This window comes from Pseudomonas sp. RW407, assembly GCF_003176655.1.
GTDB classification, from domain to species: Bacteria; Pseudomonadota; Gammaproteobacteria; order Pseudomonadales; family Pseudomonadaceae; genus Pseudomonas; species Pseudomonas delhiensis.
In genome coordinates this window covers 1,964,686-1,968,815 of sequence record NZ_QGSL01000107.1, presented here as the reverse complement: position 1 = coordinate 1,968,815, position 4,130 = coordinate 1,964,686, and the positions used below count along the sequence as shown (strand labels likewise).

Annotated in this window: 4 protein-coding genes; all 4 read left to right on the top strand. The window is 68.9% G+C overall.

From position 1 onward, the window contains the following. The first annotated feature begins 163 nt into the window (after window positions 1-163). The 4 genes from DK254_RS33005 to argE are packed head-to-tail and all read left to right on the top strand — an operon-like array spanning window position 164 to window position 3,809. Complete coding sequence (locus DK254_RS33005) at window positions 164-1,513, top strand: NAD(P)/FAD-dependent oxidoreductase (protein ID WP_109937189.1); 1,350 nt, start codon at window positions 164-166, stop codon at window positions 1,511-1,513. Window positions 1,514-1,516: 3 nt separating this feature from the next. Further along, window positions 1,517-1,939 (top strand): RidA family protein, encoded by a 423-nt coding sequence (locus DK254_RS33000; protein ID WP_089392506.1) that lies wholly within the window; start codon window positions 1,517-1,519, stop codon window positions 1,937-1,939. Window positions 1,940-1,949: 10 nt separating this feature from the next. Beyond that, on the top strand, window positions 1,950-2,624 hold the full coding sequence (locus DK254_RS32995; protein WP_109937188.1) for a DUF1028 domain-containing protein: 675 nt from the start codon (window positions 1,950-1,952) through the stop codon (window positions 2,622-2,624). A gap of 33 nt (window positions 2,625-2,657) precedes the next feature. After that, window positions 2,658-3,809, top strand: coding sequence for an acetylornithine deacetylase (gene argE / locus DK254_RS32990; protein WP_109937187.1), 1,152 nt, complete (start codon window positions 2,658-2,660; stop codon window positions 3,807-3,809). Window positions 3,810-4,130 lie beyond the last annotated feature (321 nt).

Below are 4,130 nucleotides of genomic sequence, written 5' to 3'. Positions count from 1 at the left end.
CACCCCCGCGCGGCCCGTGGCTTGCGGGCCCACAGTTTTTCCCTAGCCTGCGACTACAAAAATCATAATTTCGCTAATCCCCGGCGCTGAACAGAATGCGGCCAACACGCGGTGGACAGCCGTGACCGCAGAACAACAACGATCAGAGTCCGAGGAATCACCCATGGCCGACCTGAATCAGACCACCTTCGGCAAGCCCGCCGGCAAGACGCTCGATGGCATTGAAACCGATACCCTCGTGGTGGGCGCCGGCCAGGCCGGCGTGGCCATGAGCGAGCACCTGACCGCCCAGGGCGTGCCGCACATCGTGCTGGAGAAGAGCCGCATCGCCGAAGCCTGGCGCACCGGCCGCTGGGATTCGCTGGTGGCCAACGGCCCGGCCTGGCACGACCGCTTCCCGAACATGGAGTTTTCGGTCGGCCCGGACGAGTTCCCGCACAAGGAGCAGGTGGCGGACTACTTCGTCGCCTACGCCAAGCAGTTCGACGCGCCCATCCGCACCGGCGTGGAAGTGAAGAAGGTGACCCGCAACCAGGGCCGCCCCGGCTTCACCGTGGAGACCTCCGAGGGCACCCTCCAGGCCCTGCGCATCGTCTCCGCCACCGGCCCGTTCCAGCGCCCGGTGATCCCGGCCATCGCGCCGAAGGACGAACGCATCCAGCAGATCCACTCGGCCCACTACTTCAACCCGCAGCAGCTGCCCGAAGGCGCCGTGCTGGTGGTGGGCGCAGGCTCCTCCGGCGTGCAGATCGCCGACGAGCTGAACCGCGCCGGCAAGCGCGTGTTCCTCTCGGTGGGCGCCCATGACCGTCCGCCGCGCAGCTACCGCAACCGCGACTTCGTCTGGTGGCTGGGCGTGCTCGGCCTGTGGGACGCCGAGGAAGTGCAGCCGGGCCGCGAGCACGTGACCATCGCCGTGAGCGGCGCCCGTGGCGGCGAGACCATCGACTTCCGCCGCCTGGCCAACGAGGGCATCACCCTGGTCGGCCTGACCAAGGCATTCGAAGGCGGCAAGGTGAGCTTCCAGGACGACCTGGTGAAGAACCTGGAGGCCGGCGACCGGAACTACCTCGACCTGCTGGACGCCGCCGACGCCTACATCGAGCGCAATGGCCTGGACCTGCCGGAAGAGCCGGAAGCCCGCAGGGTCTTCCCGGACGCCGAGTGCGTCCGCAACCCGATCCTCGAGCTGGACCTGGCCGCCGCCGGCATCACCTCGATCATCTGGGCCACCGGCTACGCCGTTAACTTCGACTGGCTGCAGGTGGACGCCTTCGACGAGAAGGGCAAGCCCAGGCACCAGCGCGGCGTGTCCCGCGAGCCGGGCGTGTACTTCGTCGGCCTGCCGTGGCTGTCGCGCCGTGGCTCCTCGTTCATCTGGGGGGTGTGGCACGACGCCAAGCACGTCGCCGGCCACATCGCCACGCAACGCAAGTACGTCGAATATCAGGACGCCTCGCAGCGCGAGGCCTCCGTTGAATCGCAAGCCAAAAAAGCCGCTTCCTGGGAGTAAGTGATGCCTACCCACACCCGCATCCGCATGTTCAACACCAAGGACACCTACCCGAACCAGTCCCTGGACAACGACCTCTGCCAGGCCGTGCGCGCCGGCAACACCGTGTACGTGCGCGGCCAGGTCGGTACCGATTTCGAGGGCAACCTGGTGGGCCTGGGCGACCCCCGCGCCCAGGCCGAGCAGGCGATGAAGAACGTCAAGCAGCTGCTGGAAGAAGCCGGCAGCGACCTGTCGCACATCGTCAAGACCACCACCTACCTCATCGACCCGCGCTACCGCGAGCCGGTCTACCAGGAGGTCGGCAAGTGGCTCAAGGGCGTGTTCCCGATCTCCACCGGCCTGGTGGTCTCGGCCCTGGGCCAGCCGCAGTGGCTGATGGAGATCGACGTGATCGCGGTGATCCCGGACGACTGGAACCAATAAGGAGCGGCCCATGACCTTCTCCATCGTCGGCCGCTGCGCCGAGACCGGCCAACTGGGCATCGCCATCAGCTCCTCGAGCATCGCCGTCGGCGCGCGCTGCCCCTGGGTACGCGCCGGCGTCGGCGCGGTGGCCACCCAGAACGTCACCCTGCCGGCCCTCGGCCCGCAGATCCTCGACCGCCTGGAGGCGGGCCTGGCGCCCGCCGCGGCGCTGGACCAGGCGCTGTCCAGCAACGGCTACGGCCAGTACCGCCAGGTCACGGTCATCGACCAGCACGGCCAGGTGGCACTGTTCACCGGCAGCGAGGCGCTGGGCGTGAACCACGCGGTGGCCGGCGAGAACTGCGTGGCGGCGGGCAACCTGCTGTCGTCCACCGCGGTGATCGAAGCCATGACCAAGGCCTTCGAGGCGGCCGACGGCTGCCTGGCCGAGCGCCTGCTGGCGGCGATGCAGGCGGCCATGGCCGCCGGCGGCGAAGCCGGGCCGGTGCACTCGGCGGCGCTGAAGGTGGTGGGCGACCTGGTCTGGCCGGTGGTCGACCTGCGCGTGGACTGGGCCGACGAGGCGCCCATCGACGCGCTGGAGAAGCTCTGGGTAGCCTACAAGCCGCAGATGCAGGACTACATCACCCGCGCGCTGGACCCGACCAAGGCGCCGAGCTACGGCGTGCCCGGCGACGAGTGACATCCCCTGTAATTTGAAAAGCAGGAGCAGAACATGCCCAGCAGCCGTGACATCCTCGCCAGGCTGGTCGCCTTCGACACCGTCAGCCGCCATTCCAACCTGGCGCTCATCAAGTACGTCCAGGACTACCTGGGCGACCTGGGCGTGGAGAGCGAGCTGTTCTTCGACGAAGCCGGCGGCAAGGCCAACCTGTTCGCCACCCTCGGCCCGCGCGACCGCGGCGGCGTGTGCCTGTCCGGGCACACCGACGTGGTGCCGGTGGACGGCCAGCCCTGGACCGTCCCGCCCTTCGAGCTGACCGAGAAGGACGGCCGCCTGTACGGCCGCGGCACCGCCGACATGAAGGGCTACATCGCCTGCGTGCTGGCCGCCGTGCCGGCCTTCCTCGCCCAGCCCCTGCGCCTGCCGCTGCACCTGGCCTTCTCCTACGACGAGGAGGTCGGCTGCCTGGGCGTGCGCTCGCTGCTGGCGGACCTTGCGCGCCGCGAGCACAAGCCCATCGCCTGCATCATCGGCGAGCCCACCGAGCTCAAGCCGGTGCTCGGCCACAAGGGCAAGCTGGCCATGCGCTGCCAGGTGCACGGCGCGGCCTGCCACTCGGCCTACGCCCCGCAGGGGGTGAACGCCATCGAATACGCGGCGAAGCTGATCAACCGCCTGGGCGAGATCGGCACCCGCCTGGCGGCGCCGGAGCGCCACGACCCGCGTTTCGACCCGCCCTACTCCACCGTGCAGACCGGCGTGATCAACGGCGGCCGCGCGCTGAACATAGTCCCGGCCGAATGCCAGTTCGACTTCGAGGTGCGCGCCCTGCCCAGCGACGACCCGCAGCAGGTCGCCGAGCAACTGCGCGACTACGCCGAGACCGAGCTGCTGCCGAAGATGCGCGCGGTGAAGCAGGAAGCGGACATCCGCTTCAGCGAGCTGTCGGCCTACCCGGCGCTGGCCACCGCCCCGCACAGCGAGGCGGCGCAGCTGCTGGCGCGGCTGAGCGGCTCCGACGAGTTCTCCACGGTCGCCTACGGCACCGAGGGCGGGCTGTTCGACCAGGCCGGCATTCCCACCGTGGTCTGCGGGCCGGGGAGCATGGACCAGGGGCACAAGCCGGATGAGTTCGTGAGCGTGGAGCAGCTGGCGGCTTGCGATGCGATGCTGGGGCGGTTGGTGGAGTGGATGAGGGTCTGACGGTTAGGTCGGTGGTGTGCTTGAGAGCGCCCTCTCCCTAACCCTCTCCCTGAAGGGAGAGGGGACCGTTGGGCAGATGCGGATGTATAGGAGTTAGCCGGCTTGTACCGAGTATCCGGCTGACACCAGATCCCCTCTCGGCACGGACTAGCCCCCTCTCCCTTCAGGGAGAGGGCTGGGGAGAGGGGGCGGAGTCAACCCAGCGCGCCAGAGCCGCCGGGAGACTTGGTTCGCGAGCAAGCTCGCTCCTACGAAAAGCAGTCCGACGTCAGCCGATCAGCTTGCGCGCCGCCTGCGTATGCGCGGCGATCAGCCCCTTGA

Bases quoted from the DNA above. Each gene is read 5' to 3' on its own strand.
- DK254_RS33000 (WP_089392506.1), top strand. From the start codon at position 1,517: ATGCCTACCCACACCCGCATCCGCATGTTCAACACCAAGGACACCTAC.
- argE (WP_109937187.1), top strand. From the start codon at position 2,658: ATGCCCAGCAGCCGTGACATCCTCGCCAGGCTGGTCGCCTTCGACACC.
- DK254_RS33005 (WP_109937189.1), top strand. From the start codon at position 164: ATGGCCGACCTGAATCAGACCACCTTCGGCAAGCCCGCCGGCAAGACG.
- DK254_RS32995 (WP_109937188.1), top strand. From the start codon at position 1,950: ATGACCTTCTCCATCGTCGGCCGCTGCGCCGAGACCGGCCAACTGGGC.